Source organism: Lentzea sp. CA-135723 (assembly GCF_050936595.1).
GTDB lineage: Bacteria > Actinomycetota > Actinomycetes > Mycobacteriales > Pseudonocardiaceae > Lentzea.
Genome location: NZ_JBNJMK010000001.1, coordinates 3534392 through 3560837, shown reverse-complemented (window position 1 = coordinate 3560837; position 26446 = coordinate 3534392). Strand labels below are relative to the sequence as shown.

The window sequence follows — 26446 nt, the reverse complement described above, 5'->3', positions numbered from 1 at the left end:
AGGGGGCGGAGATCCAACCGGATCTCCGCCCCGAGCGGCTAGGTGGGGTGGAAGTCAGCCCTGCTGAATCTCAGCAGCGAGTTCGCGCAACTTCTCACTGTGCGCGCGAGCGTGGTGCCCGCAGAACAGCAGCTCGCCCCCGGACGGGAGCAAGGCGCGAACCTGGGCAGCAGCCCCGCAGCGGTCGCAGCGGTCGGCAGCGGTCAACTCGGGGCGGGTGAGTGCTGCGGTCATGATGAATCTCCCTCCGTCCCGGCAACGGAACTGAGGTGTTCCGGTGCCCTCTTACCAAGCTGCGACCACGGCGCCCCTGGATGGTGCGCGGTGCTCGCTGGCTCCACTCTGACAGACGTTTCGGCGATAGTCAGTGTTCCCGTGTACGTGGCGACTCGCGTCACTCTCCGAAATACCCGCTCGCAGCAGGATCACACTCGCGTTTTCTACCTGTTCACCGTCTTGACACGCACAGCCCGCAACCGGAAACCCGCTGGTGGAGCAGTGTTTTCGGGCCATCCGGTCGGTTGCGTGCCACCGAGAGTGTGATATCGGTTGCCCTTGTCCGCCCTCCGCGAACAGGTCACGAACGTCCCACGATTCGGACGCGGAACCGTGATCGAAGTCCCGATCGTGGACCGTTCGGCCACGTTCCGTGCCCGGTCGATCAGCTCGCGAGGGCGGTGCTGATCGCCCGCGCGGCGTGCCCCACGGCGTCCTGGAGGGCCGTGGCGCTGCGGCCGTGGTCGAGCACCGCGGACACCGTGCCGATGACGCTGCTTCCCTGCGCGCGCACCGGGGCGCTGACGAACTCGATGCCCGCCGGCACCGTCGCCCCCGGCCGCAACCGGGCCACGTCCTCGGCCCGCACCAGGCTCGCCGCCGCCACGAGCACCCGGTCGCGCCTCGGCACCGCGAGGATCGCCGACGTCCTGATCGTCGCCGACAACGCCCGCAACGGCTGCCGCGCGACCTGGAGGATGCCCGGCGCCGGTTCCCACGCCTGCCCGTACCGGAACATCTGCGCGCCCACGCGGTAGCGGCCGCGCACGTTCTCCACCGCTCCCAGCACCTCCAGCTGTTCCAGGAGGCGGTGCACCGTCGTCTTCGGCATCTCGCACCGGTCGGCGAGCTGGGACAGCCCGAGCTCGCCCTCGTCCAGCAGCCTGTCCAGCAGTGAGAAAGCCCCTTCGAGTACCGACCTGCCCATGTCCCCAGCCCCCTCGTTCCGTTGTGCGGAACCGATGCTGGCGCGGGCCTGCCCGCGGGCACATGAGTACAGGGGTGCTCAATTTTCGAAAACACGACGGCCCCGCACCGAACCGGTGCGGGGCCGCGTGCGTATGACTCGGTAAGACCTAGTCGAGGTAGTCCCGCAGCACCTGCGAACGGGACGGGTGACGCAGCTTCGACATCGTCTTGGACTCGATCTGGCGGATGCGCTCACGCGTGACGCCGTAGACCTGGCCGATCTCGTCCAGCGTGCGCGGCTGGCCGTCGGTGAGGCCGAAGCGCAACCGGACGACGCCCGCCTCGCGCTCGGACAGCGTCGCGAGCACGGACTGCAGCTGGTCCTGCAGCAACGTGAACGAGACGGCGTCGACCGCGACGACGGCCTCGGAGTCCTCGATGAAGTCGCCGAGCTGGCTGTCGCCTTCGTCGCCGATCGTCTGGTCCAGCGAGATGGGCTCACGCGCGTACTGCTGGATCTCCAGCACCTTCTCGGGCGTGATGTCCATTTCCTTGGCGAGCTCTTCCGGGGTGGGCTCGCGGCCCAGGTCCTGGAGCAGTTCGCGCTGGATGCGACCGAGCTTGTTGATGACCTCGACCATGTGCACCGGGATGCGGATGGTGCGGGCCTGGTCGGCCATCGCGCGAGTGATCGCCTGACGGATCCACCAGGTGGCGTACGTCGAGAACTTGTAGCCCTTGGTGTAGTCGAACTTCTCGACCGCGCGGATCAGACCGAGGTTGCCCTCCTGGATCAGGTCCAGGAACGCCATGCCGCGGCCCGTGTAGCGCTTGGCGAGCGACACGACGAGGCGGAGGTTCGCCTCGAGCAGGTGGTTCTTGGCGCGTTCGCCGTCGCGGACGATCCAGCGGAGGTCGCGGCGCAGCTGCGGCGTGAGCTTCTCCGCCTCCTCCTCGGAACGGCGGACGCGCTCGGCGGCGTAGAGACCCGCCTCGATGCGCTTGGCGAGCTCGACCTCCTCCTCGGCGTTGAGGAGGGCGACCTTGCCGATCTGCTTGAGGTAGGCGCGGACGGAGTCGGCCGACGCGGTGAGCTCCGCGTCCTTGCGCGCCTGGCGCAGGGCCTCGGACTCCTCCTCGTCCCAGACGAAGTCACCCTCCTGCTTGGGGTCCTCCGCCTCCTCCGGCTCGTCGACGACCGGCTCGTCGACGATCTCGACGTCCTCCAGGTCCTCGGCGCCGGGAGCGCCCTCCATGTCCTCGGGCTCTTCGCCGGGCTTGCCGGCGCCCTTCGCGGCAGGATCGGCCTTGCCGGCCGTCTTGCGCGGGGCCTTGGCGGCGGCGGGCTTCTTCGCTGCCGCAGCGGTCGTCTTGCGCTTCGGCTTCTCCTCGGCCTCGCCGGCCGCGGTCGCCTTGGTCGTCTTGGCGGCGCTCGCGGCGGAGCTGGAGCGTCGGGTTGCGGTTTCTGCGGCTGCCACGTACGCCCTTTCGCGACGGTCGTTCAAGGCGGACCAGAGGGCGCGAAACCTCGGTCGCCAGAGTTCAGGGGATCTCCCCGCCGATCTTGCTTGGCGGGTGTGCGTTCCATTGTAACGACGTCGGTGACCGGGTGTTGCGCCCCGAGGTGCTTCGAGGCGCTCCCACCTGCGTTTTCCCAGCTAGATCGAGTCGGACACGATTCGGTGTCGAACGCTCACTAGGGGCGTACGCCGTGCGCGGCGGCCCACGCGGCGCCGACGATGCCCGCGTCGTTCTTCAGCGCGGCGGCGACCACCTCGGTGCGAACCTCGAGCAACGGCAACCACTTGTGCGCCTTCTTGCTCACGCCGCCACCGGCGATGAAGAGGTCGGGCCAGATGAGGTCTTCCAGCACGTTCATGTACCGCGTGACCCTGGGCGTCCACTCCTCCCAGGACAGGTCCTTCTCCTCCTTCACGGAGGCGGCCGCGCGCGTCTCCGCGTCGTGCCCGTCGACCTGCAGGTGCCCGAACTCGGTGTTCGGCACCAGCTTGCCGTCCAGGAACACCGCGCTGCCGATGCCCGTGCCGAACGTCAGCAGGACCACGGTCCCGTTCTTGCCCACCCCGGCGCCGAACGACATCTCCGCGATGCCGGCCGCGTCCGCGTCGTTCATCACGACGATGTCCTCGGGCCTGCGCTTGAGGCGCTCCGCGAACAACGTCTGGGCGTCGCAGTTGATCCAGCCCTTGTCGACGTTCGCCGCGCTGAGGGCCACCCCGTGCTTGACCACGCACGGGAGCGTGATCCCGACCGGGCCCTCCCACTGGAACTTCTCGACGATCTCCGCGACCACCTCGGCCACCGCCTGCGGTGTCGAGGGCTGGGGCGTGGGGATCCGCATGCGTTCGCCGTCCAGTGCTCCTGCTTCGAGGTCGACCAGGCCGCCCTTGACGCCGGAGCCGCCGATGTCCACACCGAACCCGCGGGTGATGCCCATCCCCGTGGTCCTTCCTACTCGATCCTGCTTGCTTCGATTCAGTACACCGTGGTGCGCAGACATTAGCCTGACGTTGTCCGATAGTCCCGTGCTAGTGACACAGGAGGGAACCGGTCGTGTTCGATCCCCGGCCACTCGTCGACATCGCTACGGCCATCGGACGGGAAGCGGGTGCTCTTGTTCAGCGCATGCGTGCCTCCGCCGTCGTCTCGTTCGACACCAAGAGCACCTCGACCGACGTCGTGACCGCAGCCGACCGCGCCTCGGAACAACTCGTACGGACGCGTCTGTCCGAGTCCCGTCCCGGTGAGCCCGTGCTCGGCGAGGAGGAGGGCGGCGAGGTGGTCGAGGGGCTGACCTGGGTCGTCGACCCCATCGACGGCACCGTCAACTACCTCTACGGAATCCCCTGGTACTCGGTGTCGATCGCAGCGCAGCTCGACGGCGAGTCCGTCGCCGGCGCCGTCGTCGAACCCGCCACCGGTCGCGTGTGGACCGCCGCACGCGGCTACGGCGCGTTCCTGGACGGTTCGCCGGTGCGCGTGTCCGCCACCACCGACCTGTCCCTGTCGTTGCTGGGGTACGGGTTCGCCTACCGGCCGGAGCGGCGGCAGCGTCAGGCCGACGCGTGGGCCGGGATGGCGACCAGGGTCCGCGACCTCCGCCGGGCGGGGGCCGCGTCGCTGGACCTGTGCTCGGTGGCGTCGGGGCGGCTCGACGCCTACGCCGAGCACGGGCTGGGGCGGTGGGACTGGGCCGCGGGCGGGTTGATCGCCGCGGAGGCCGGTGCCGTCGTCCGGCTGCCGGGGTCGTCGCCAGAGCTGGGAGCGGACGCGACCTTCGCGTCAGCGCCCGGCGTCGCCGACGAGATGTACCGGGCGCTGGCGGAGAGCGGCTTCGGCAAGGTCTGAAACCCGCAGTTCAGAGCAGTGATGTACCGCTTGTGCACATGACGTTGAGGACGGCCTCGACGTCATGTGCACATTGATTCGAGGTTGACGACTCAACGCTGGTGTTGATTCGAGGTTGACCAGTCAACGTCGGTGTTGAGTCGTCAATGTTGACTGCACTGCACAGCGCAGGGCCGTACTTGATTGAGCAGTACTGGACTGGACCGGGCAGTACTGGACTGAACTGGGCGGGGTCAGGCGCAGGTGACGTCGCGCGCGCCGGACAGGTTGTCGGCGTTGATCGACGGGGGAGCGGCCGCGGCGACCTGGCCCCCCTGCTGCTCCGGCTGCTGCGCCGCCCACTCGGCGAGCTGGTCGAGGACCTTGCGCGCGTTGCTGTTCGGCTTGACCTCGTCGAACTTCTTGCCGATCGCGATGTCCACCGTGGCGTCCTGGCGGTCGTCGCGGACGAGCTCCAGGCAAGGTTCGAGCAACGAGAGCGTGCGTGCGGCCGAGGCTCCCGGCGCGCCGAAGCGGATCTGGCCGCGGCAGGTCATGTCGCCCGCCGGGTAGACGAGGTCGTTGCCGGGGTCGGCCGCCTGCTTGAGGCCCAGCTCGGTGAACATCGTCGCGACGGCCTTGGCGTGGTTGCGCTGCGTCGAGGCGTTGACGACCTTGAAGTTCACGTCGCCGACCGGCACCGGGTTCGTGCGGTCCAGCGCGTCGTGCTCCAGCACGGTGCCGAGCGCCGGGGGCGGTGGCGTCGAAGGCGCGGCCGGATCGGCCGGGGCGCTCTCCGATGACACGACGTTGCCGGGCGCGTTGCACTTGATGGCCGCGTCCACGTCACTCGCGTTGCCGAGCACCTTCACCCACACGAACACGGAACTGACCAACAGCACCGCGAACAGGACGAGCGCGGGCACGGGCCGACGCCTCTTGTAAGGCGTCAAGCTTCCCGATGCGGATCCCACGTTCGAAGCCCTCCCCGTGATCCGTCCCCTGAGATCAGCCTAGGCCCTGCCCGGCTGTCGCGCGCTCCGACCGGCGTGACCGAACGCACCGGCCTGATTGCTCACAGTCAAGACGGTACCGACCTGACGCCAGGTTGCACGCCAGAGCGCACATGCACCCGCACAGCGTATCGGTCCAGCGTACAAAGGTTGTGTCACCCGTCCGGTCGGTAAGGGGTAACCCGATGTTGAGTCATCCGGACAGTGAGCTACCCTCTGCGCGCTCCGCACACATGTCGATCAAGCCGATGGTCACGTCAAGGGGGTTGGCACGACCGACGGGTGTGAGAGACCTACGTCACCTTGACGTGGGGCACAAATGAGGTCGCTGGAGCGTTAACCAGCGACACGAACAGTCTCCGTAGACCGCAGGGGTGAAGAAGATGGCGACCGACTACGACGCGCCGCGTCGCAGCGAGGCGGACGAACTCGCTGAGGACTCCCTCGAGGAGTTGAAAGCCCGGCGGAACGAGACGCAGTCCGGCGTCGTCGACGTCGACGAGGACGCGAGCGCTGAGAACTTCGAGCTGCCCGGCGCCGATCTGTCCGGCGAGGAGCTCACGTTCAAGGTCCTGCCCAAGCAGGCCGACGAGTTCACGTGCTCGAAGTGCTTCCTGGTGCACCACCGCAGCAGGCTCGCCGAGGACAACGGCGGCACGTACATCTGCCGCGACTGCGCCTGATGCTCGACGCACGGCACCTGACCAGCGTCTGAACCAGCGCCCTGACCGCAGGGCGCGAGCAGTCAGCGAAGTCCGCCGAAAAGAAACTGGGCGCTCACCCTCACGGGTGGCGCCCAGTTGTGTTTCAGGACTTGATCGCGGCGGCGAGCTCGTCCGGGCGCCGCGTGCTGATCACCCAGTAGGGGGTCGGGTCCTCCGGGTCGGTCACGTGCACCCGCACGAGCGGCTTGACCCAGCCCCGGTGCACGACGAACGCGGCGGGGTCGAGGTCGCGGCCCATGGTCCGGCGGCGGTCCTCGGCGGAGATGATCTCGACGTCGCCGAGCAGCTCCAGCGGGATGTGCGCGTCACCGGCGCGCAGCTCCCCGTCCGCCACCTCGACCTTCGTCGACCCCATCTTGTAGATGAGCGCGGCGGTCAGGGGCAGCAGGACCACGTACGGCAGCCAGGACCGGACGCCGGGGAAGCCCATGTGCACCTCGGCGGCCAGCAACGCGGCCGCGAGCAGCGGCAGGGGCCAGATCCACCACGTCACGTACAGGCGCTCGCGGAAGGTCGTAGTGGCGGTCACGGCAGTCTCACTCACGTCGTCAGGGTAATCTCGGCCGCCGTGTCCAGCGTCGAGGTGTTGCTGACCCGGCTCGATCCGGGGGTTCCCGTGCCCGCCTACGCCCGTCATGGCGACGCGGGCGCTGATCTGGTCACCACGTCGGACGTGGTCATTCCACCAGGCGAGCGCGCCGTGGTCGGCACCGGTGTCGCGATCGCGCTGCCGGACGGGTTCGCGGGGTTCGTCCACCCGAGGTCGGGCCTCGCGGCGAGGGTCGGCCTGAGCGTGGTGAACACTCCCGGCACGATCGACTCGGGCTACCGCGGTGAGATCCGCGTTTGCCTCGTGAACCATGATCTTCGGGAGCCGATCGCGCTGTCCCGGGGCGACCGGATCGCCCAGCTCGTCGTGCAACGCGTCGAGCACGCGGTGTTCCGCGAGGTCACCGAGCTCCCCGAGACGGAGCGCGGTGCGGGAGGCTATGGCTCGACCGGCGGGCACGTGGTGCTCGCCCGTACGAATGCGGAGGGGTAGGGGCATGTTCGGAAGGCGCCGCAAGCGCGGTCGTCACTCCTCGGGGGCCGTCGACACCGGTCAGGAGCACGACGAGTTCGACGAGGTCGTCGACGGCCCGTGGGACTCCACGGTCGCGCCCCACGACGACGTGCAGCGGCTCGACCTGGGATCGGTGCAGCTGCCGATGCCGGACGAGGCCCAGCTGCAGGTCGAGATGGACCAGCAGAACGGCTCCGTGCGCGCCGTGCACGTCCTCACGTCCGTCGGCCAGCTGACGGTCAGCGCGTTCGCCGCGCCGAAGTCCGGCGGCCTGTGGCGGGAGGTCGGTGCCGAGCTGATCGACGGCCTCAAGGAGGACGGCGCCCGCATCAACCGCGAGAACGGCGAGTGGGGCGAGGAGATCACCGCGCGCAACCAGGGCGTGCAGATCCTCTTCGTCGGCGTCGACGGCCCGCGCTGGATGCTGCGCGGTGTCGCCGCCGGCCCCGAGGAGCACTTCGAGCAGAACTCCGCGGCGCTGCGCGAGATGCTGCGCGGCACCGTGGTCGTGCGCGGCGAGCAGCCGATGCCGCCCCGCACCCCGCTGCCGGTCGAGCTGCCGGAGGCGATCGCCCGGCACATCCAGCAGCAGGGCTAGATCGCCTGCTGCCACGCCTGCACCGCACGCCCGAGCGCGTGCGGGTAGGCGTCCAGCGTCGTCGTGAGGAGCACGGCGCGGGGCATCGCCTCCGCCCATAGCCGGGCGATCTCGATCGGGTGCACCGGATCGTCGGTGCACCCGAGGATCCCGGCCGGCACGTCCAGCGACCTCAGCTCTTCGAGCGTCGGCGCGAGCGACTCGGCGGCCTCCTCGAAGTGCGGCACCAGCAGGTCGCCGTACCCGTGCCAGGCCCGCGACAGCTCGTCGTGCAACCAACCGGTCGTTCCGGCCAACGCCGTTGCCACGCCCTGGTTCCTGACGATCTCCGCGCTGACCTTCGCCGCCTGCGCCGCGGGCGCGCCGTCCGGTTCGCCGATCCACGCCGGCAGCGCCAGCACGAGTCCCGCGCACCGGCCGGGGTTCCGCGCCGCCCACCGCGCCGCGACGTGCGCGCCCAGCGAGACGCCGCCCACCACGATCGGGTGGCCTGCCGGGGCATTTTCGAGGGCCGTCGACCGTTCACCCAGTGTGCGAACGGTTGGAGCGTTCAGAACGGCACCGACCTGCGACAACGGTTCGGTGAAGACAGACCGGACGAACACCTCGTCGGAGGCGGTACCGGGCAGCAGGAGGACGGTCTCGGCAGGCACGCCGAAGATTGTCGTTGCCTCTGCGTACCCTCACTGTCAGACGGTCCACACCACGGGGCCACCTGAGCAATGCAGGAGTCGGGGATGAGCGGCTATTGGCGCCGCTTGGTACGTCGCTTGACCAGTGACGTGACCGAGCTCGACGCGGACGACCTCTCGCGAAAAGCGGAGGCCGTCGGCGCGGTGAAGGCCTGCGACTGCAAGTCCGGTGAGGAGGTCACCGTCCTCGGCAGGCTCCGCAGCGTGGAGCTCTGTCCCCGGGACGCGGCCGCCACACTCGAAGCGGAGCTCTACGACGGCACCGAGGGCGTCACCCTCGTCTGGCTCGGCCGCCGTCGCATCGCGGGAATCGAGCCTGGTCGCACGATCAAGGCCCGAGGCCGCATCGCCGTGCGCGACGGGCGCAAGGTGCTCTACAACCCCTATTACGAGTTGCAGAACGCTTCATGACCTCAGCTGAGACCGAAGAAAAGCAGCCCACCGTCCTCGAGCAGATGGGCGGCGTGAGCGGAATGCTCTACTCGTCGCTGCCCGTGCTCATCTTCGTGATCATCAACTTCGCGACCAAGAACCTGATGGCCGCGATCATCGGCTCCCTCGCCGCCGCGGTCGTCATCGGCGTCGTCCTGGCCGTGCGCAAGGGCACCGTCCAGCCCGCGATCTCCGCCGTCTTCGGCGTCGGCATCGCGGCCTTCATCGCCTACAAGACAGGCGAGGCGAAGGGTTTCTTCCTCTTCGGCATCTGGCAGAGCGTCGTGTACGGCAGCGCGTTCCTGCTGTCGATCATCCTGCGCTGGCCGCTCGCCGGCGTGATCTGGACGTTCCTCAACGGCAGGGACCGCTCCTGGCGCTCCGACAAGGCCACGGTCCGCGACTACGACATCGCGACCTTCGTGTGGGCCCTGGTGTTCTTCGCGCGCTTCGTGGTGCAGCGCTGGCTCTACGACGAGGACCAGGTCGGCTGGCTCGCCGTCGCCCGCCTCGGCATGGGCTACCCGCTGATGGCCGTCGCCCTGCTCGCCACGGTCTGGGCCGTCCGCCGCGCCGACAAGCGCCTCAAGGCGGCCGAGGAGGCCGCCGAGGCGAAGGTCGCCGCGGAGGCCGAGGTGAACGAGGTGCTCGCCCGCACGGCAGACGACCTCCTCACCCCGGACATGGACGAGCTCAAGCGCTCCGTCGACGCCGACTCGCGCGACAAGTCCAGAGACTGACCCGCTCGACCCCACACGGCCGGCGCCCCACCTCGGGGCGCCGGCCGTGGTCGTTCCTGGCCACGATCCGGAGGAGTGCTCCGCGAACGGACGTCGGCGCGCGGTCAGTGGGGGCCGAGGACGGTGCGCAGTTCGTCGCGACCTGTCACGCCGAGCACGCCGTAGATCGCGTGCAGGTGGTTGTCGACGGTGCGTTTGGACGTGTGCAACCGGGTGGCGATCTGCTGGTTGGTGAGTCCGGAGGTGGCCAGGCGGGCGACCTCGGTCTGACGGCGGGTCAGACGGGTGCGGTGGGCGAGGTCGTCGGCGCGCAGTGCCGGGATGCGGGCGGTGTCGAAGTCGCGGGCCAGGAGGGCCTGGCGGGCGGAGGTCCTGGCGGCGGCGCGGGGGTCGCCCTGGGCGCGGTGCAGGCGGGTGGCGGCGGCCAGCGCTTCGGCGGCGTGGAGGGTGGCGCCGAGGTGCTGGAAGGCCGTCGCGGTGCTTTCCAGCAGGGTGGGGGCGGCTTGCGTCAGCGCGGTGGCGTGGGCGGCGTAGGTCCTGGTCAGGGCGTCGTCCACGGTGGTCGTGAGGGTGGTCAGGCGGCGGGAGGTGTCGGCACCCAGGCGGGCGGCGTCGTGCAGGGCCATGGCTTCGCTGCCGCACGCGCCCAGCGCGGCGCATTCGTCGGCGGCGGTCAGGGCTGCGGTTCTGGCGGCGGGGAGGTCGCCGGTCGCGGCCAGGACCCAGGAGCGGGCCAGGGAGACGGTGAGGCCCGCCAGGCGCCAGGCCGGGCGGCGGGCGGACTCGGCTCTGGCCAGGGAGTCCCGGGCGAGGGCGGTGTCGCCGGTGAGGGCGGCGGCGAAGGCGAGGTTGGCCAGGGCGATGGCGTCGAAGATCAGCGGGGGCGCGGCGGAGGACGGTTTGGGGGTGCCTTCGCGGGCCAGGCGGAGGGCTTGGGCGCCGTGGCCTCGCATGCGCGCGCAGAAGGACAGCACGCTGTAGAGGGACGTCGCGCCGGTGAAGGCGAGTTCGTCGAACGGGCGTGTGTGCATCGTCAGCGCCAAGGCTTCGGCTTCGGAGAGGCGTCCGGCGAACGCCAGGGCGAAGCTGCGCATCCGCAGGGCGCCGTCGTCGGGCTCGGACGTCGGCGAGTAGGCGTCGATTTCCGTTAGTACGTCGCTGTAGCGGCCCGCGTGGAGGAGACACAGCGCTCTGGTGCGTTGCATGTGGACGGACAGATGAGGTGCTACGGGCTGATGGGTGCGTTCCAGCACGGACGCCACATGGTCGTGTTGTGCAGCAGAGATGACGCGCACGACGCGCAGCCAGTCGCGCAGGTCCGGTGGCAGGGAAGGAACGTCGACGCTGTCGAGCACGGCCGCGGCGGTACCGGCGTCGCCGAGGCCGAAGTGCAGGTTCATCGCGCGGGTGGCGCCCAGCCGGCTCCGGTCCTCCGCGGACAGGGGGCCGGACATCACGTCGGCGAGCGTCGCCTCCGCTTCGGACGGGGCCCGGCCGTGCATCAGGACCTGGCCGAACACGTGGCCCACGCGGTTCAGGCCGCCCGCCGCCACGGCGCCGCGGCAGAGGCGTTCGGCGAGCGTCACGTCCTGGGCGGCCCAGGCCTGTTCGGCGGCCGCGGCGAGGAGGTCGACCGAGGGCGGCGCACCGCTGTCGAGGCGCCAGGTGGCTATGCGCATCAGGTCTTCGCGGCGGCGGGCGCCGGTTGCTTCGAGAGCGGTGGCCAACGCGCGTTGGTGGGATCGCGCGCGCAACGTCGGGCATGTGGCGCGGAGCAGGCTGCCGTACAGGGGATGTCCTAGGTGCACGATCGCGCGACGGTCCGATGACGCGACACGGATCAAACCGCGCGTTTCGAGGTCGTCCAGTGCTTCTTCCTGAACCAGCGGTGCCAGCAGGTCCAGCTCGACGGGTTCGGAGTAGGCGAGGAGCTCCAGCGCGTGCCGGTGCGCGGAGTCGAGGCGGCCCAGGTTCGAGCGCACGAGCTCGGCGAGGCGGCCGTCGAGCTCGATCGCGCCGTGCCACGACCAGATGCCGTCGTCGGCGCGCAACGACCCCACGGCGCGTCCGGACACGACGAGTTCCCTGAGGTACAACGGGTTTCCGGCGCTCACCGACCACAGCAACGACGCGGAACGCGTATCAATCGGACCGCCCAGCGCGCGTTCGAGTAGCAGGTCGGACTCGGCGCGCGACAAATCGCCGAGCGGGTAGCGGCGCAGCAGGCCCTCCTGCCACAGCTCGGTGCGTTCGCCCGGACGTGAGGTCACCAGAACGCGTGCGTGCCCATGCCGGATCACGTGGTGCAGCAACGCGATGGACGCGTCATCGAGCAGATGCGCGTCATCCACCACGATCACCAACGGCCGTGGCAACGCCAACAGGTGTTCCACGGCGCGACCAAGCGGATTCGCCGTGCGCAAGTCGGCAGGCAGCATCGCGGCCATGGCACCGAACGGGATGGATGACGTCGCCACGGTGGCATAGCAGCGACGCGCCACCACGCCGGTGCGTTCGAGCCGTGTGACGACCTCGTCCGTGAGCCGCGTCTTGCCCACACCTGCGGGCCCAACGAGCGCCGCACCGGCCTCGGACGTCAGCGCGGACATCACGTCCTCGAGTTCCCGCGCCCTGCCCACGAACGGCCACACGTCTCGCAGTGTGCCCAGGTTCTGGCCCACAGCGCACATCGATTTATGCGCCGAGGCCGAACAACGCGCGCAAGCCACCCCGTCCGGTCACACCGACGGCGGCGTACGTCGTGTGCAGGTGGTTGTCCACGGTGCGTTTGGCGATGGCGAGCCGCGAGGCGATCTCCACGTTCGTCAGCCCCGCCACGGCCAGACGCGCGATTTCCAGCTGACGTGGCGTCAACGCGACGAGCGTGCTCGTCACCGCCAGACCGGGCGTGGTCGCGCCGTCGAACGACTCCATGAGCGCCGACGCCTTCTTCTCCAATCGGTCGGCGTCCCGTGGCCGGTCGTGCAGCCGTGACAGCCTGCTGGCCTCCGCGAGCGCCTCGGCCGCGTACAACGTGGCACCGCACGCCAAGAACGCCGCCGCCACCTCCTCCAGCCCCGCTGGGTCACGCAACGCGCGCGCTTGGGCGTGCGATGCGTACGCGGTCGTCAGTGGGTCACGCCGAGACTTGGCGAGTTCCAGCAAACGAGGCGAGGTGTCCGCACCGAACCGTGCGGCGTCGTGCAGCGAACCGATCTCATCGGAGTGTGCGCCGTGCTCCCTGGCCAACGCAGCGTTGCCCAAGGCGGCTTGCATGGCCTCGTTGACCCGCCCAGCTCCCGCGAGCACCCACGACCGTGCGGCTCCCACGGCGAACTGCGCGATACGCCACGCGGGCCGCAACCCGGCCTCCGCGCGTGCCAGCGCACGGAACGCACGATCAGACTGCCCGTGCAACGCCGCCCCCGCCGCGAACTCGGCCAGCAGCAGCACGTCCCACATCATCGGCAACGTCCCGGGCTCGGTCACGCCCTCCGCCGTGACGCGCACGGCGGCCGCGGCCTTCCCGCGCATCCGGGCGCTCTGGCTCAGCAGCATCCGCGGCGGCACCTGCGTCACCGACCAGCGGCTCTCCTCGATCACCTCGGCCAGCGCCCGCAAGGCCCGCTTCTCGGCCTCCACCAGGAGACCGCTGCGCAGCAGGCTCTCGTTGCGCACGCCCCGCGCCGCCGCCACCAGCGTCGGGAACCGCCCCGCCGCCGCGAGCACCGCCGGCTCGTTCTCCCGCACCCGCGCGATCGCCTCGGGGTACCGCCCGGCGAACTGGTCCGCGAACGCCAGCACCTGCCGTCCCGCCGTCGCCGCCCAGCCGCCCTCGGCGACCAGCAACTCCCCGCCGAGCCGCGCGATCCGCAGGGGTGCCGCTTCCAGCGCGAACATCAGCGAGAAGAACAACACCGCGTGCTCGAGCTCGGCGGGCAGCTCCCGTTCGGTCACGTGGTCCAGCACGGCCACAGCGGCGCCGTCGTCACCGACACCGAAGAACAGGTTGAACGCGCGGGCACAGCCGACCTGGATCAACGTCGCCACGTCACCGCACGACGCCATGGCCGACGCGAACACGGACTCAGCCTCATCGCATTGGCGTTGGTACATCAGCACAAGACCCAGCACGAGCCCGACGCGTGGCGTCATCCCCCGGGCAACGGCGGCCCGCGAGAGTCGTTCGGCAAGTTCCCAGTCCTGTGCGGACAGTGCGTGTTCGGCCGCACGAGCCAGAACGTCCGGTGAGTCCGCCGTCCCGCTGTCGAGCCGCCACGTCGCGAGGCGCACCGCATCACCGGGCCGGTCCACACCGGCGGATTCGAGCCTGTCTGCCAATGCACGCCTGTGCGCCCGTGCACGCAACGTCGGACAAGTAGCCCGCAGGCGCGCGCTGTACAAGGGATGCGCAACGCGCGCACGTCCGTCATCACCGACACGCACGAACCCCATGTCCACCAAGTCCCGTGGCACGGGCACCAACGAAGGTTCTAGCGGCTCCCCGTACGCCAGCAGCTCCAACGCCCTCCGCTGCGGTTGCGCGAGCCGACCCAGTGTCAGGTCCACGAGCTCGGCGAGCCGCCCGGACAGCTCCAGCGGCCCGTTCCAGCTCCACCCGCCCTCGGTCTCGGCCAGCGCGCCGGAGTGCCGCCCGGCCGCCACGAGCTCCTTGAGGTACAACGGGTTCCCCTGGCTGTTCGCCCACACCAGGTGCCGCGTCGACACGTCGGCGGGCCCTCCCAGCGCCGCGGCCAGCAACGCGTCCGCACGTTCCTGATCGAGCGCCTCGACCGCGACGACGGTCAGCCCCTCGATGCCCCAGCAAGGCCGCGCGGTGCACATGACCCGCATCAGCCGATGACGCACAAGGTGTTGCAACACCAACAACGAAGCGTCATCGAGCAGATGAGCGTCATCGACCGACAACACCCGTTGCCCGCCACGAGAGAGATGCTCAGCGGCCGCCCGCACCGACGACGAAGGAAGCAGCCCACGAGAAGCAGGCAGGCCCGAAGGCACGAGCGATGCGAACGCACCGAGTGGAATACGCGATGTGGCGACCGTGGCGTAACAACGCACCACCGGGTGCGGCACGGCGAGAAGCGCCTCAGAGGCCAGCCGTGTCTTCCCCACGCCAGGAGGGCCGGACAACACCACAGCGCCGTCCACGGCCAGCGCCCGCAGCGCGGTCCGCAACTCTCTCTCGCGCCCGACCAGGGGCAGCTGATCGCTCACGGGTAGTAAGTGCCCGCATCCGTTCCGCAGATACGGAACGACCATGCCGCCGTGAGGCCCTCACGGCGGCAACCACCCGATCCGGCTAACGCCGGGCTAGTACCCGAGCGCGGACTTGATCTCCTGCTCGACCGCCGCGGTGGTGACGAACAGCAGCTCGTCGCCCCCTTCCAGGGTGTCGTCGGGCTGCGGCACGATGACCCGCCCGCCGCGCAGGATCGTCACCAGAGCGGCGTCGCGCGGCAGCGTCAGCTCCGACACCGCCCGGCCGGCGAACGGCGTCGACTCGTCGAGCGTGATCTCCACCAGGTTCGCCTGCCCCTGACGCAACGTCAGCAGCCTCACGACGTCACCGATCGTCACGGACTCCTCGACCATGGCGGCCAGCAGCCGTGGCGTCGACACGGCCACGTCGACACCCCACGACTCGGTGAACAGCCATTCGTTCGTGGGGTCGTTCACGCGCGCGATGACGCGACGGACCGCGAACTCGGTCTTCGCCAGCAGGGACACCACGAGGTTGACCTTGTCGTCACCGGTCGCGGCGATCACCACGTCGCACAGGTGCATGCCCGCGTCCTCCAAAGAGGACAATTCGCACGCATCGGCCTGCACCCACTCGGCCTGCTCCACGGAGTTCGGGTCGAAGTGCGCCCGGTCCCGTTCGATCAGCATGACCTGATGCCCGTCCGAGACGAGCTCCTGCGCGATGGACCGCCCCACCGCTCCCGCGCCCGCGATCGCGACCCGCATCAGCTCTCCTCCGGTGCCTGCAGCGCCGCCGCCGCGACGTCGGTGATCGTGCCGGACAACGCCGCCACGTAGATGGTGTCGTCCGCCTGCACCATGGTCTTCGCGTCCGGCAGCACGCCCGTGCCGAACCGCATCACGAACGCCACGCGCGCGCCGATCGCCTCCTCGAGCTCGCGCACCGGCCGCCCGACCCACTCCTCGTCGACCTCGATCGGCAGCACCGCCACCGTGCCGGACGGGTCGCGCCACGCCGTCGCCGCTCCCTCGGGCAGCAGCATGCGCAGGAACCGGTCGGTCGACCACGGCACCGTCGCCACCGTGGGGATGCCCAGGCGCTCGTACACGGCCGCGCGCTTGTGGTCGTAGATGCGCGCGACGACGTGCTCGACGCCGAACGTCTCCCGCGCCACCCGCGCCGAGATGATGTTCGAGTTGTCGCCGCTGGAGACCGCCGCGAACGCGCCCGCGCGCTCGATCCCGGCCTCGATCAGGACATTGCGGTCGAAACCGTTGCCGACGACCTGCTGTCCGTGGAAGTCGCTGCCCAGCCTGCGGAACGACTGCGAATCCTTGTCGATCACGGCGACCTGGTGGTCGAGTCGCTCCAGAGCCCTGGCCAGGGACGCCCCCACCCGGCCACAGCCCATGATCACCACGTGCACGACATGCCTCCTCAGGCGAACTCTGCGCAGAACCTACCGAGCATTAGCCCGTCCCGGTGAGCGGACCCCTTACGCTCTGGCCGTGTCCAAGCTCGCCACCGCTGCCAAACGCCTCCTGGTCGGACGGCCGTTCCGCAGCGATCGCCTCGCTCACACCCTGCTGCCCAAACGCATCGCCTTGCCGGTCTTCGCCTCCGACGCCATGTCGTCGGTCGCGTACGCCCCGGAAGAGATCTTCCTGATGCTGTCGGTGGCCGGCTTGAGCGCCTATGCAATGGCGCCGTGGGTGGGTGTCGCGGTCGTCGTGGTCATGCTCACCGTGGTCGCCAGCTACCGCCAGAACGTGCACGCCTACCCGTCCGGCGGCGGCGACTACGAGGTCGCGACGGTCAACCTCGGGCGCAGAGCGGGGCTCACGGTGGCGAGCGCCCTGCTCGTCGACTACATCCTCACGGTCGCCGTGTCGATCTCGGCGGCGGCGGCGAACATCGGGTCGGCGATCCCGTTCGTCGCGACGCACAAGGCGGAGTTCGCGGTCGCGGCCATCGTGCTGCTGACGGCGGTCAACCTGCGCGGCATCCGCGAGTCCGGCACCGCGTTCGCCATCCCCGTCTACGCGTTCATGGTCGGCATCTTCGGCCTGATCGGCTACGGCCTGTTCCGCGGGTTCGTGATGGGCGATGACATGCGCGCCGAGAGCTCCGGCCTGGAGATCCACGCCGAGTCGGACCACCTGATGGGCCTCGCGTTCGTGTTCCTCGTGCTGCGTGCGTTCTCATCGGGCTGTGCGGCGCTCACGGGCGTGGAGGCCATCAGCAACGGTGTGCCCGCTTTCCGCAAGCCGAAGTCACGCAACGCCGCCACGACGCTGCTGCTGATGGGCGGCATCTCCGTGGTCATGCTGATGGGCCTGATCATCCTGGCCCAGCTCACCGACGTGCGGATGGCCGAGTTCCCGAAGGACCAGATCGCCAACGCGCCCGACGGCTACGAGCAGAAGACGATGGTCGCGCAGATCGCGCACGCCGTGTTCGACAGCTTCCCGCCGGGCTTCTACTTCATCGCCGGCGTCACCGCGCTGATCCTCGTGCTCGCCGCCAACACCGCGTTCAACGGGTTCCCGGTGCTCGGCTCGATCCTCGCCCAGGACCGCTACCTGCCGCGTCAGTTGCACACCCGCGGCGACCGGCTGGCGTTCTCCAACGGCATCCTGTTCCTCGCCGGGTTCGCGGTCGTGCTCGTGATCGCGTTCGACGCCGAGGTCACCCGGCTGATCCAGCTCTACATCGTCGGCGTGTTCGTGTCGTTCACGCTGAGCCAGCTCGGCATGATCAAGCACTGGCAGCGGCTGCTCAAGAGCGAGACCGACCCGCAGGCGCGGACCAGGATGCGCCGCTCGCAGGCCATCAACACGTTCGGTCTCGCGTTGACGGCGACCGTGCTGATCATCGTGCTCATCACGAAGTTCACCAAGGGCGCGTGGATCGCCATCGCCGCGATGGCCGCCATCTACGCGTTGATGACCGCTATCAGGAAGCACTACGACACGGTCGCCGAGGAGCTTCGCAAGCAGGAGCGCGTGCGGACCATGCCCGCGCGCAACCACGCGATGGTGCTCGTGTCCAAGTTGCACATGCCCACGCTGCGCGCGTTGTCCTACGCGAAGGCCACCCGGCCGGACGTGCTGGAGGCCGTCACGGTCAACGTCGACGACGGCGACACCCGCAAGCTCGTCGCCGAGTGGGAGAAGGAGAACTTCAAGATCCCGCTCAAGGTCATCGAGTCCCCCTACCGGGAGATCACCAAGCCCGTCCTCGACTACGTCAAGCGCGTCAAGTCGGACAACCCGCGCGACGTTGTTACGGTGTTCATCCCCGAGTACGTCGTCGGCCACTGGTGGGAGCAGCTGCTGCACAACCAGAGCGCGTTGCGGCTCAAGGGAAGGCTGCTGTTCCAGCCGGGTGTGATGGTGACGAGCGTGCCGTGGCAGCTCGAGTCCTCGGTGAAGGTCAAGGACAAGGACGTCATCGCGCCCGGCGCTGTCCGAAGGGGACTTGACGACCGATGAGCACTGCCAAAGAAGACTGGACCGGCCGCAAGGTCGAGGTCGAGGTCGGACCCGTCGCGCACGGCGGGCATTTCGTCGCACGGCACGAGGGGCGCGTTCTGTTCGTGCGTCACGCACTGCCCGGCGAACGCGTCGTGGCGTCGGTGTACGAGGACAACGGCGGGTCGTTCTGCCGTGCGGACGCCATCGAGATCCTGGAGCCGTCACCGGACCGCGTCGAGGCGCCCTGCCCGTTCAGCGGGCCGGGGATGTGCGGCGGGTGCGACTTCCAGCACGTGTCGTGGGACGCGCAGCGCCAGCTCAAGGCCCAGGTCGTCCGCGAGCAGCTGAGCCGCCTGGGCAAGATCGAACGGGACGTGGTCGTCGAGGCGCTGCCAGGCGGCCCGCTGGAGTGGCGGACCCGCATCCGGATGGCCGTCGACCGCGACGGGCGACCCGGTTTCCGCGGCACCCGTTCCCACGATGTGATCCCGATCGACCACTGTGTGATCTCCCGGCCGGGCATGGTCGAGGCCGTGGCCGACCGAACGTGGCGGGCCCAGGAGCTCACCATCGTCCAGGACGGTGACGGCAACCGGCATGTGGGTGAGGTGCGCGGCCGACACACCGTGCGACGCGCCGGATCGGATACGGCCGTCGAGACCGCGGCCAGTCGAAAGTGGCGAATTTCCGCGGACGGCTTCTGGCAGGTCCACCCCGCCTCTGCGGACACGTTCGCCACGGTCGTGGGGGAGTGGGCGGCGGCGGAGCCCGGCCAACGCGCGTGGGACCTCTACGGCGGCGCGGGCCTGTTCGCGTCGGTGCTCGGACGGCAGGTCGGCGAGACCGGATCCGTGCTGGTCGTGGAGTCGTTTCCAGGCGTGGTGGAAGACGGCCGGCGCAACCTCCGCCGCATGTCCCAGGTCGAGTTCGTGGTGGACAAGGTCGAACGCGCCGTGGGGCGCCGTCTGCCCGTTGAGGACCCTCACGTCGTGGTGCTCGACCCCCCTCGCAAGGGTGCGGGCAAGGTCGTTGTGGCTGAAGTCGCACGGCGCCGTCCGCAGCGCGTCGTCTACGTCGCCTGCGACCCCGCCGCCCTGGCCCGCGACCTGGCCGAATTCACTGTTCAGGGGTACCGGCTGGCTGATCTTCGGGCGTTCGACGCGTTCCCGATGACCCACCACGTGGAGTGCATCGCGCTGCTGCTTCCTGAGACCGGCTGACAAGGCGTCTCAGTGGCATCTCCGTAGACTGAGCCGAAGTCTTCAGGAGTGAGGTGGGCGTGGTGACCCTGCTGGAGTCCGTGCACGGACCAGCTGATCTGAAACGGATGGACGAGGCGCAGCTGAAGCAGCTGTGCGAGGAGATCCGTCGTTTTCTGGTCGACAAGGTGTCCAAGACGGGCGGGCACCTCGGCCCGAACCTGGGTGTCGTCGAGCTGACCGTGGCGCTGCACCGCGTCTTCGACTCGCCGCAGGACCCGATCGTCTTCGACACCGGGCATCAGTCGTACGTGCACAAGATCGTCACGGGCCGCCGCGACGGCTTCGACCGGCTCCGTCAGAAGGACGGCATGTCGGGCTACCCGTCGCGGTCGGAGTCCGAGCACGACGTGCAGGAGAGCTCGCACGCCTCGACGGCGCTGTCCTACGCGGACGGCCTCGCGAAGGCGAAGCAGATCAACGGCGCGCACGGCCACGTGGTCGCCGTCGTCGGAGATGGCGCGCTGACCGGCGGTATGTGCTGGGAGGCGTTGAACAACATCGCGTCGGACAAGAACCGTCCGGTCGTGATCGTCGTCAACGACAACGGCCGCTCCTACTCGCCGACGATCGGTGGTCTCGCCGACCACCTGTCGTCGCTGCGCCTGCGCCCCGGCTACGAGCGCGTGCTGGAGAAGGGCAAGAGCGCGCTGCAGCAGACGCCGTTCTTCGGCAAGCCGCTGTACGCCGCGCTGCACGCCGCCAAGCGCGGCATCAAGGACGCCCTGGCGCCGCAGGCGATGTTCGAGGACCTCGGTCTCAAGTACATCGGCCCGGTCGACGGCCACGACATGGCGACCTTGGAGTCCGCGCTCCAGCGCGCGAAGTCGTTCGGCGGCCCGGTGATCGTGCACGCGGTCACCCGCAAGGGCATGGGGTTCGCGCCGGCCGAGAACCACCAGGCCGACCAGATGCACGCCACCGGCGTCATCGACCCGATCACCGGCGAGGACGTGAAGCCCGCCGGACGCACGTGGACGCACGTCTTCTCCGACTCGCTCGTGGAGATCGGCCGCGAACGCTCCGACGTCGTGGCGATCACCGCCGCGATGCAGGGCCCGACCGGCCTCGACGCGTTCGCCAAGGCGTTCCCGGAGCGCTTCTACGACGTCGGCATCGCCGAGCAGCACGCGATGACGTCCGCCGCCGGCCTCGCGATCGGTGGCCTGCACCCGGTCGTCGCCGTCTACGCGACGTTCCTCAACCGGGCGTTCGACCAGCTGCTCATGGACGTCGCGCTGCACAAGCAGGGCGTCACGGTCGTGCTGGACCGCTCGGGCGTCACCGGCCCGGACGGCGCGTCGCACCACGGCATGTGGGACATGTCCATCTGCGGTGTCGTCCCCGGCATCCACGTGGCCGCGCCCCGTGACGCGGGCACGCTGACCGAGGAGCTGCGCGAGGCCGTGGCGATCTCGGACGCGCCCACGGTGATCCGCTACCCGAAGGCGTCCGTCGGACCGGATCTGCCCGCTTTGGAGCGTGTGGGTTCCGTCGACGTGTTGCGGCGGTCGGGTTCTGACGTGCTGTTGGTGACCGTCGGCGCGTTGGGTGAGCTTGGTGTCCAGGCCGCGCAACGGCTGGAGGACCAGGGCATCGGCGTGACGGTCGTCGACCCGCGGTGGATCTACCCGATGTCCGTGGACCTCGTGGAGATGGCCGCGTCGCACAAGCTCGTCGTGACCGTCGAGGACGGTGGCCGGCACGGTGGCTTCGGCTCGTCGTTCGCGGCCGCGTTGCGCGACGCGGACGTCGACGTGCCGTTGCGCGACATCGCGTTGCCGCAGCAGTTCCACGACCACGGTTCGAGGGGCGAGGTGCTGGCGTTGTGCGGCATCACCGCGCAGGACGTCGCACGGCGCGTGACGGAGTGGGCGGCTCGCCTGGAGTGCCTGCCCGTGGAAATCGACGCGCCCGCAGAGAAGTAGTCCGCTAGCCTTCCGTCTCGCCACGTCTCAGCGGCCCGGCAGGGTTTCCTGCCCGGGTTCCGCGGTTCAGGACGTGGCAGGTGCCCATGGAGCATCAGGTTCGAATCCTGAGCGCCACGACCCCGGTCGCACACGGGGGTGGCCGGCCTTGCGAGTCCCTTGTGGACTCCCGCCGGACGCCTCGCCGGCCGGGGTCGTGGTCTATCCGGGACGGAGGAGCGGTGAAGCACACGTTGTTCCCGTGGGAGCGGGGTGTTCGGTTCGATCGTGGTGTGCTCGTGGGCGAGGTCGAGCCCGGTGAGCACAAGCTGCCCCGGTACGCCGTGCTGCACCGTGTCGACGTGCGTCCGCGCACGATGACTCCGGCCGCACAGGACGTGCCGACCTCTGACGGCGTGCTCGTGCGTGTAACCGTGGTCGTCCGTTGGGCCGTGTCTTCGGCCACGACGTTCGTGGTGGCATCGGCTGGTCCTGAGGGTGAGCTCTACACGGCCGTGCAGCTGGCGTTGCGCGGTGCCGTGGTCACGCGCGCGCACTCGGCCGTGGACGCCGAACGGGAGACGATCGCCGCCGAGGTGCTGGCCGCCGTGGGTGCTCGGGCCGCCGAGCTGGGTGTGACGGTCTCCGAGGTGGCCGTCCGCGACGTCGTCATGCCCGGTGAGCTGCGGCGGGCCGCGCTGGCCGAGCTGGTGGCGGCGTCCGAGGGACGGGTGGCACTGGAGCGTGCGCGTGGGGAGACGGCGGCGCTGCGGTCGTTGCTCAACGCCGCTCGCCTGGCCGAGGAGCACCCGGCGTTGCTGGAGCTTCGGGCACTTCAGGCTGCCTCCACGGTCGTAGTGGATCGGCCCGCACGTAAGTCGTAGCCAAAATCAGCCTGTCAAAGTGTCGTTAAGTGCTTTCTCAGGTGTGTGTGGCACCTTTGAGGCGTGCGGATTCTGGTAGTCGAGGACGAGGCGCCTCTGGCCGACGCGATCGCTCGCGGCCTGAGGCGCGAAGGCATGGCCGTGGACGTCGCGTACGACGGCGAGACCGGGCACGAGAAGTCGACCGTCACGCGGTACGACGTGGTTGTGCTCGACCGCGACCTGCCGGGGATGTCCGGTGACGAGCTGTGCAAGGAGATCCTCAGCTCCGGCGCGCTCACCAGGGTCATGATGCTCACGGCCAGCGGGTCCATCGAAGACCGCGTGTCCGGGCTGTCGCTCGGCGCCGACGACTACCTCGCGAAGCCGTTCGCGTTCCCCGAGCTGGTCGCGCGCGTACGGGCGTTGGCCCGGCGCGCCACTCCGGCCACACCGCCCGTGCTCGCCGCACAGGACGTGGAGCTGGACCCGGCCCGTCGCACCGTGTCTCGAGGTGGCACGCCCATCGAGCTCACGCGCAAGGAGTTCGGCGTCCTCGAAGTGCTGCTCGCGGCCAAGGGATCGGTCGTCAGCAGTGAGGAGCTGCTGGAGCGCGTGTGGGACGAGAACGCGGACCCGTTCACCACGACCGTGCGCGTAACCGTGATGACGTTGCGCAAGAAGCTGGGCGAACCGGGCATCATCGACACCGTCGTGGGCTCCGGGTACCGGGTGCCGAGTGCTTCGAACGGATCTGCTGAGGACTGACCTATGCGAAGGCGCGGACCAGGACTGCGTCTCCGGATCACCCTGCTCACCACCGCGCTCGTCGCGGTGGTGAGCGCTGTCCTGCTCTTCCTCGGGTGGACGCTGGTGGGGCGGGTCTTCGACTCGTCGCCGTCGTTCCCCTCCGACAGCCAGGTGACGGTGGACGGCGTGACCGTCACCGTGAAGACGCTGACCGACGCGCTGACGTCGGCCGCACGCGCGGACCTGCTGCGCGCGGGACTGATCGCGTTCGCGTGCATGGTGGTGGCCGCCGGTGTGCTGGCGTGGACGTTCACCGGCCGCGTGCTGAAACCGCTGCATGACGTCACGGGCGCCGCACGGCAGTTGTCCGCGGAGTCGCTCGGGTCGCGGTTGCGCCTGGAAGGGCCGCGTGACGAGGTCGCGGAGCTCGCGGACACGTTCGACTCGATGCTCGACCGGCTCGAGGCGGCCTTCGACTCGCAACGCCGGTTCGTGGCGAACGCGTCGCACGAACTGCGCACCCCTCTCTCGGTGGTGCGCACGGAGTTGGACGTGACGCTGTCCGATCCAGAAGCCGATGTCGAAGAACTGCGCCGCATGGCCGGTGTCGTGCGTACGGCGGGGGAGCGTGCCGAACAGCTGGTGTCCGCGCTGCTGCTGCTCGCGCGTACGGATGGCATCGGGCTTGCCGTGCACGAACCCGTTGACCTGTCCGCGGTGGTGGAGTCGGCGTGGAGGGCGACACGGGCCGAAGCCGACGCACGGAACCTGCGCACTGTCTTCCGGTGCGTGCCGGCGCTCGCCGTCGGAGATCCCGCGCTGTTGGAGCGCATCGCCGGCAACCTGCTGGAGAACGCCGTCCGGCACAACCACGTCGGGGGGTGGATCGAGACCGTGGTGGAGACGGGGCCGCAGTGGTCCGTGCTGCGAGTGTCGTCGTCCGGTCCGTTGATCCCGCCGGACCGCGTGGAGGAGCTGTTCGAGCCGTTCCGCCGCGGGGTGAAGGACAGGACCAGCCAGTCCGGCACCGGTCTGGGGCTCTCGATCGTGCGTGCCGCGGTGGCCGCTCACGGCGGGTTTGCGCAGGCAGTGGCCGTGCCGACCGGTGGGTTGTCGGTCAGTGTTCACCTGCCGAGCGCACCCCGTTGACCCCGGATTCAAGATTTCTGGCGTGGCCCCGGTCACACTGTGCGTCGATCTTGCGAGGTTTGGGCCGTCCGCGTGGTGTCTGACCTGCGGTTAGTCCGTACGTGACCCCCGATTTGGATCTCGTGGGACGCCCGTGTAAATTTCTCCATGTCAGCACGGAACGGGCCGGGAAACACAGCCGGAACGGAGTGCGGGACACAAAACTTTCTAGCCAGACACAGCCCCGGAAGTGACTCTCCTCGGAGATGAGCTGCGGTGAGCGCGTGTTCTTTGAGAACTCAACAGCGTGCCGAAACACAGCCAGTAATATGAATACCCCTCGTCGGGGTATTCCTTTGAGAGTAATACCAGATTGCCAGACATATTCCGTCTGGAGCGATCAAACACAATCCTTATTGGAGAGTTTGATCCTGGCTCAGGACGAACGCTGGCGGCGTGCTTAACACATGCAAGTCGAGCGGTAAGGCCCTTCGGGGTACACGAGCGGCGAACGGGTGAGTAACACGTGGGTAACCTGCCCTGTACTCTGGGATAAGCCTTGGAAACGAGGTCTAATACCGGATACGACCTTCGATCGCATGATTGAAGGTGGAAAGTTCCGGCGGTATGGGATGGACCCGCGGCCTATCAGCTTGTTGGTGGGGTAATGGCCTACCAAGGCGACGACGGGTAGCCGGCCTGAGAGGGTGACCGGCCACACTGGGACTGAGACACGGCCCAGACTCCTACGGGAGGCAGCAGTGGGGAATATTGCACAATGGGCGAAAGCCTGATGCAGCGACGCCGCGTGAGGGATGACGGCCTTCGGGTTGTAAACCTCTTTCAGCAGGGACGAAGCGCAAGTGACGGTACCTGCAGAAGAAGCACCGGCTAACTACGTGCCAGCAGCCGCGGTAATACGTAGGGTGCGAGCGTTGTCCGGAATTATTGGGCGTAAAGAGCTCGTAGGCGGTTTGTCGCGTCGGCCGTGAAAACTTGGGGCTTAACTCCAAGCTTGCGGTCGATACGGGCAGACTTGAGTTCGGCAGGGGAGACTGGAATTCCTGGTGTAGCGGTGAAATGCGCAGATATCAGGAGGAACACCGGTGGCGAAGGCGGGTCTCTGGGCCGATACTGACGCTGAGGAGCGAAAGCGTGGGGAGCGAACAGGATTAGATACCCTGGTAGTCCACGCCGTAAACGGTGGGTGCTAGGTGTGGGGGGCTTCCACGCCCTCTGTGCCGCAGCTAACGCATTAAGCACCCCGCCTGGGGAGTACGGCCGCAAGGCTAAAACTCAAAGGAATTGACGGGGGCCCGCACAAGCGGCGGAGCATGTGGATTAATTCGATGCAACGCGAAGAACCTTACCTGGGCTTGACATGCACTGGAAACCAGTAGAGATATTGGCCCCCTTGTGGCCGGTGTACAGGTGGTGCATGGCTGTCGTCAGCTCGTGTCGTGAGATGTTGGGTTAAGTCCCGCAACGAGCGCAACCCTCGTTCCATGTTGCCAGCACGTTATGGTGGGGACTCATGGGAGACTGCCGGGGTCAACTCGGAGGAAGGTGGGGATGACGTCAAGTCATCATGCCCCTTATGTCCAGGGCTTCACACATGCTACAATGGCCGGTACAAAGGGCTGCTAAACCGCGAGGTGGAGCGAATCCCATAAAGCCGGTCTCAGTTCGGATCGGGGTCTGCAACTCGACCCCGTGAAGTCGGAGTCGCTAGTAATCGCAGATCAGCAACGCTGCGGTGAATACGTTCCCGGGCCTTGTACACACCGCCCGTCACGTCACGAAAGTCGGTAACACCCGAAGCCCGTGGCTCAACCCGCAAGGGGGAGAGCGGTCGAAGGTGGGACTGGCGATTGGGACGAAGTCGTAACAAGGTAGCCGTACCGGAAGGTGCGGCTGGATCACCTCCTTTCTAAGGAGCATCTACCAGTGTTCGGAGCAAACGTCTCCGCGCTGGTCAGAACCTGCACTCGCTTAAGCGAGGTAGGGCTCATTAGTGGATGCTGGCTGGCTTGACACACA

At 68.7% G+C, this 26446-nt stretch carries 23 protein-coding genes and 1 rRNA gene; 13 read left to right on the top strand and 11 right to left on the bottom strand.

The window, feature by feature from the left end:
- Window positions 1-54: 54 nt before the first annotated feature.
- The 4 genes from ACQEU1_RS15470 to ppgK form a co-directional block, all read right to left on the bottom strand.
- Window positions 55-234 carry a DUF7455 domain-containing protein gene (locus tag ACQEU1_RS15470; protein ID WP_231642793.1) on the bottom strand — a complete coding sequence of 60 codons (180 nt, stop codon included), beginning with the start codon at window positions 232-234 and terminating at the stop codon, window positions 55-57.
- Between the two features lie 427 nt (window positions 235-661).
- Window positions 662-1204, bottom strand: coding sequence for a helix-turn-helix domain-containing protein (locus ACQEU1_RS15465; protein WP_433201289.1), 543 nt, complete (start codon window positions 1202-1204; stop codon window positions 662-664).
- A 148-nt stretch (window positions 1205-1352) separates the two neighbouring features.
- Window positions 1353-2663, bottom strand: a complete 1311-nt coding sequence (locus ACQEU1_RS15460) for an RNA polymerase sigma factor (RefSeq protein WP_433201286.1) — start codon at window positions 2661-2663, stop codon at window positions 1353-1355.
- A gap of 218 nt (window positions 2664-2881) precedes the next feature.
- Window positions 2882-3643: a polyphosphate--glucose phosphotransferase gene (gene ppgK / locus ACQEU1_RS15455; protein WP_433201283.1), complete on the bottom strand. Its 762-nt coding sequence runs from the start codon at window positions 3641-3643 to the stop codon at window positions 2882-2884.
- Between the two features lie 116 nt (window positions 3644-3759).
- On the opposite strand from ppgK, the gene ACQEU1_RS15450 reads away from it, so the two are divergent.
- Window positions 3760-4554 carry an inositol monophosphatase family protein gene (locus ACQEU1_RS15450; RefSeq protein WP_433201280.1) on the top strand — a complete coding sequence of 265 codons (795 nt, stop codon included), beginning with the start codon at window positions 3760-3762 and terminating at the stop codon, window positions 4552-4554.
- 233 nt (window positions 4555-4787) lie between these two features.
- Here ACQEU1_RS15450 and cei read toward each other — a convergent pair whose 3' ends face one another.
- Window positions 4788-5507 carry an envelope integrity protein Cei gene (cei, locus tag ACQEU1_RS15445; RefSeq protein ID WP_433201277.1) on the bottom strand — a complete coding sequence of 240 codons (720 nt, stop codon included), beginning with the start codon at window positions 5505-5507 and terminating at the stop codon, window positions 4788-4790.
- A gap of 422 nt (window positions 5508-5929) precedes the next feature.
- On the opposite strand from cei, the gene ACQEU1_RS15440 reads away from it, so the two are divergent.
- Entirely contained in the window at window positions 5930-6229 is a 300-nt protein-coding gene (locus tag ACQEU1_RS15440) for a DUF4193 domain-containing protein (protein WP_030474775.1), read from the top strand.
- Window positions 6230-6353: 124 nt separating this feature from the next.
- On the opposite strand, the gene ACQEU1_RS15435 is transcribed toward ACQEU1_RS15440, so the two are convergent.
- Complete coding sequence (locus ACQEU1_RS15435; protein ID WP_433201273.1) at window positions 6354-6815, bottom strand: DUF3093 domain-containing protein; 462 nt, start codon at window positions 6813-6815, stop codon at window positions 6354-6356.
- Window positions 6816-6839: 24 nt separating this feature from the next.
- Here ACQEU1_RS15435 and dut point away from each other — a divergent pair, with 24 nt between their 5' ends.
- Together dut and ACQEU1_RS15425 are read left to right on the top strand one after the other, a co-directional pair.
- Window positions 6840-7313 (top strand): dUTP diphosphatase, encoded by a 474-nt coding sequence (gene dut / locus ACQEU1_RS15430; RefSeq protein ID WP_382444324.1) that lies wholly within the window; start codon window positions 6840-6842, stop codon window positions 7311-7313.
- 4 nt (window positions 7314-7317) lie between these two features.
- Window positions 7318-7932, top strand: coding sequence for a DUF3710 domain-containing protein (locus ACQEU1_RS15425; RefSeq protein ID WP_433201270.1), 615 nt, complete (start codon window positions 7318-7320; stop codon window positions 7930-7932).
- Here ACQEU1_RS15425 and ACQEU1_RS15420 read toward each other — a convergent pair.
- Window positions 7929-8585, bottom strand: a complete 657-nt coding sequence (locus ACQEU1_RS15420; protein ID WP_433201267.1) for an alpha/beta fold hydrolase — start codon at window positions 8583-8585, stop codon at window positions 7929-7931. The genes ACQEU1_RS15425 and ACQEU1_RS15420 overlap by 4 nt on opposite strands.
- 69 nt (window positions 8586-8654) lie before the next feature.
- Here ACQEU1_RS15420 and ACQEU1_RS15415 point away from each other — a divergent pair, with 69 nt between their 5' ends.
- Together ACQEU1_RS15415 and ACQEU1_RS15410 are read left to right on the top strand one after the other, a co-directional pair.
- Window positions 8655-9035, top strand: a complete 381-nt coding sequence (locus tag ACQEU1_RS15415) for an OB-fold nucleic acid binding domain-containing protein (protein WP_030474780.1) — start codon at window positions 8655-8657, stop codon at window positions 9033-9035.
- Window positions 9032-9796 carry a DUF3159 domain-containing protein gene (locus tag ACQEU1_RS15410; RefSeq protein WP_433201264.1) on the top strand — a complete coding sequence of 255 codons (765 nt, stop codon included), beginning with the start codon at window positions 9032-9034 and terminating at the stop codon, window positions 9794-9796. The genes ACQEU1_RS15415 and ACQEU1_RS15410 overlap by 4 nt, the downstream gene beginning before the upstream one ends.
- Before the next feature lie 104 nt (window positions 9797-9900).
- On the opposite strand, the gene ACQEU1_RS15405 is transcribed toward ACQEU1_RS15410, so the two are convergent.
- From ACQEU1_RS15405 to ACQEU1_RS15390, 4 genes are all read right to left on the bottom strand, one after another.
- Window positions 9901-12447 (bottom strand): AAA family ATPase, encoded by a 2547-nt coding sequence (locus ACQEU1_RS15405; protein ID WP_433201261.1) that lies wholly within the window; start codon window positions 12445-12447, stop codon window positions 9901-9903.
- 43 nt (window positions 12448-12490) lie between these two features.
- The gene (locus tag ACQEU1_RS15400) at window positions 12491-15034 is read right to left on the bottom strand and encodes an AAA family ATPase (RefSeq protein WP_433201258.1); all 2544 of its coding nucleotides are present in this window, start codon (window positions 15032-15034) and stop codon (window positions 12491-12493) included.
- Window positions 15035-15130: 96 nt separating this feature from the next.
- Window positions 15131-15787, bottom strand: a complete 657-nt coding sequence (locus ACQEU1_RS15395) for a potassium channel family protein (protein WP_433201255.1) — start codon at window positions 15785-15787, stop codon at window positions 15131-15133.
- Window positions 15787-16449 (bottom strand): potassium channel family protein, encoded by a 663-nt coding sequence (locus tag ACQEU1_RS15390; RefSeq protein WP_433201252.1) that lies wholly within the window; start codon window positions 16447-16449, stop codon window positions 15787-15789. The genes ACQEU1_RS15395 and ACQEU1_RS15390 overlap by 1 nt, the downstream gene beginning before the upstream one ends.
- A gap of 82 nt (window positions 16450-16531) precedes the next feature.
- Here ACQEU1_RS15390 and ACQEU1_RS15385 point away from each other — a divergent pair, with 82 nt between their 5' ends.
- The 7 genes from ACQEU1_RS15385 to ACQEU1_RS15355 all read left to right on the top strand — a co-directional run bounded on the left by ACQEU1_RS15385 (window position 16532) and on the right by ACQEU1_RS15355 (window position 26336).
- A complete protein-coding gene (locus tag ACQEU1_RS15385) occupies window positions 16532-18517 on the top strand; it encodes an APC family permease (protein WP_433201249.1) in 1986 nt (661 codons plus the stop codon).
- Window positions 18514-19719, top strand: coding sequence for a class I SAM-dependent RNA methyltransferase (locus ACQEU1_RS15380; RefSeq protein ID WP_433201246.1), 1206 nt, complete (start codon window positions 18514-18516; stop codon window positions 19717-19719). The genes ACQEU1_RS15385 and ACQEU1_RS15380 overlap by 4 nt, the downstream gene beginning before the upstream one ends.
- A 62-nt stretch (window positions 19720-19781) precedes the next feature.
- The gene (gene dxs, locus ACQEU1_RS15375) at window positions 19782-21686 is read left to right on the top strand and encodes a 1-deoxy-D-xylulose-5-phosphate synthase (RefSeq protein WP_433201243.1); all 1905 of its coding nucleotides are present in this window, start codon (window positions 19782-19784) and stop codon (window positions 21684-21686) included.
- Between the two features lie 221 nt (window positions 21687-21907).
- Window positions 21908-22549, top strand: coding sequence for an SPFH domain-containing protein (locus ACQEU1_RS15370; RefSeq protein ID WP_433201240.1), 642 nt, complete (start codon window positions 21908-21910; stop codon window positions 22547-22549).
- A 63-nt stretch (window positions 22550-22612) separates the two neighbouring features.
- Window positions 22613-23296, top strand: a complete 684-nt coding sequence (locus ACQEU1_RS15365) for a response regulator transcription factor (RefSeq protein WP_285647383.1) — start codon at window positions 22613-22615, stop codon at window positions 23294-23296.
- Window positions 23297-23299: 3 nt separating this feature from the next.
- Window positions 23300-24427 (top strand): sensor histidine kinase, encoded by a 1128-nt coding sequence (locus tag ACQEU1_RS15360; RefSeq protein WP_433201236.1) that lies wholly within the window; start codon window positions 23300-23302, stop codon window positions 24425-24427.
- Window positions 24428-24819: 392 nt separating this feature from the next.
- Window positions 24820-26336, top strand: a 16S ribosomal RNA gene (locus ACQEU1_RS15355).
- Window positions 26337-26446: the final 110 nt, after the last annotated feature.